Annotated in this window: 2 protein-coding genes and 1 pseudogene; 1 reads left to right on the forward strand and 2 read right to left on the reverse strand. The window is 61.3% G+C overall.

The window, feature by feature from the left end; genetic code table 11:
• Positions 1–174: pseudogene (locus A3CW_RS0144090) on the reverse strand (IS6 family transposase); the annotation flags it as partial.
• A 195-nt stretch (positions 175–369) separates the two neighbouring features.
• On the opposite strand from A3CW_RS0144090, the gene A3CW_RS54395 reads away from it, so the two are divergent.
• Positions 370–498, forward strand: coding sequence for a hypothetical protein (locus A3CW_RS54395; RefSeq protein ID WP_281175205.1), 129 nt, complete (start codon positions 370–372; stop codon positions 496–498).
• 129 nt (positions 499–627) lie between these two features.
• Here the strand turns inward: A3CW_RS54395 and A3CW_RS0144100 are convergent, their stop codons facing one another.
• Entirely contained in the window at positions 628–1374 is a 747-nt protein-coding gene (locus A3CW_RS0144100) for a beta-ketoacyl-ACP reductase (RefSeq protein WP_028209157.1), read from the reverse strand.
• Positions 1375–1847: the final 473 nt, after the last annotated feature.

The raw sequence follows: 1847 nt of genomic DNA on the forward strand, positions 1-1847 counted from the left end.
GAATTTGTCGCACCAGCGACGGATGGTCTCGTAGCTCACGACCACACCGCGCTCGAACAGCAACTCCTCGATGACGCGCAGGCTCAGGTGGAACCGGAAATACCAGCGAACCGCGTGGCTGATGACCGCCGCCGGAAACCGGTGGCCGTGATAAAGCGATTTGGTCTTCTTCATCAACACATCTTACCCGGCCACTTCGTCAACGTGACAGCGCCCCCTCGCCCCCTCACGTAGGCGTTTGCCTACACACCAAGAAAAAATGCTGACGCCAGTTTCAGCGCCCGCTCATTGGAACGCGCCCGGCGGCGTCACATACTGAAGACGTATCACCGCAGCCGCCTGACTCCATCCCTTGCAAGGAGCGTTGACATGTCTACCGTCGAAATCCGCTCGCTGACCGCCGCGACGCTACCCAATGCCAGCGCCGCCGACGATCTCGAAACCTTGCTCGCGCTCGCGCGCACTGCCGGCCTGCTCGTCACGCTCGACGCCAGATAGGCCGCGAAAAGTATCAAGGCGTAGCGGGCTCGCTACATGCGTTCCAGCGCTTCGCTGCCGCACTGCGTGAAGCCGTCGTCGCGACCGGCGCGCCGCCTCGCGATCCGGGGCGCGCAAATGCCGCGCGCCCTACTCCATGTGCATGCCGCCGTTGACGGCAAAATTGGCCCCTGTCACGAATGCGCCGTCGTCCGAGCACAGATACGCAACCAGCGACGCCACCTCCTCCGGCCGCCCGAGGCGTCCAACGGGAATCTGCGGCAGGATGCGCGTATCCATGATGTCCCGCGGCACGGCTTCCACCATCGCAGTGGCAACGTAGCCCGGGGATACCGTATTCACGGTTACGCCACGTTTCGCAACTTCAAGCGCAAGCGACATCGTAAAACCATGAATGCCGGCCTTTGCGGCCGCGTAGTTCGTCTGCCCAAACGCCCCACGCGAACCGTTCACCGAGCCAATGTTCACAATGCGGCCGAACCGCCGTTCGTACATGCCCGGCAAGAATGGCTTCGTGAGATTGAACATGCTGTCGAGATCCGTGTGCATCACCGCATCCCACTCGGGCTTCGAGAGCTTCATGAAGCTCGCATCGCGCGTGATACCGGCGTTGTTGACGAGCACATCGACGCCGCCGAACTCCGCTATCACCCTTCGCGCGCACTCCGAGCACGAGTCGTAGCTGGCCACGTCGAGCTCGAACGCATGGAACGTGCGCCCCGCTTCGCGTTCGCCGTGCAGCCATGTCGCCACGTGATCGTTCTGCTCCGAATGGGAAACCACCACGGTCATGCCAGCGTCGTACAACCTTCGGCTGATGGCGGCGCCAAGCCCTCCCATTCCGCCGCTCACAAAGGCAATCCGGTCCTTGCGCATCATGCTTCTCCTCGCAGATGGGTGATCGGCCGCGGATCGGCGCGATCGAAGTGTCGCTCCACTATAAAAACGCGCTTACGCCAGCGATTGACATGCATCAACCGGAAGCCTGCCCGCCTGAAGCCATCGGTATCCGAGAAGGGTTGACTCAAATCAATTGTGACCACTTGCCGGAACCTAGACTGATCCCACGCCACTCATGTTCGCGGCTTTTTCAATCGTGGAGCGCCGATCATGGAGTACCGCAGCATCCTTGTTCATCTGGACGGCAGCGCACGCGCGAGCGCCTGCCTCGATCTCGCGTTGCTTGTTGCGCGACAACACGGCGCCCATGTCAATGCACTATTCGCGCCGGTCACAACCGACCACGAAAGCGCGTGGTCAATATTATCGACATCGTTGTCCTGCTCGATACGAAAATACACACGGCCATTCAGATAACGCCGCACCAGGTCGCGTGTCAGCCACGCCCA

It is taken from the genome of Paraburkholderia nodosa DSM 21604 (assembly GCF_000519185.1).
Lineage (GTDB): Bacteria > Pseudomonadota > Gammaproteobacteria > Burkholderiales > Burkholderiaceae > Paraburkholderia > Paraburkholderia nodosa.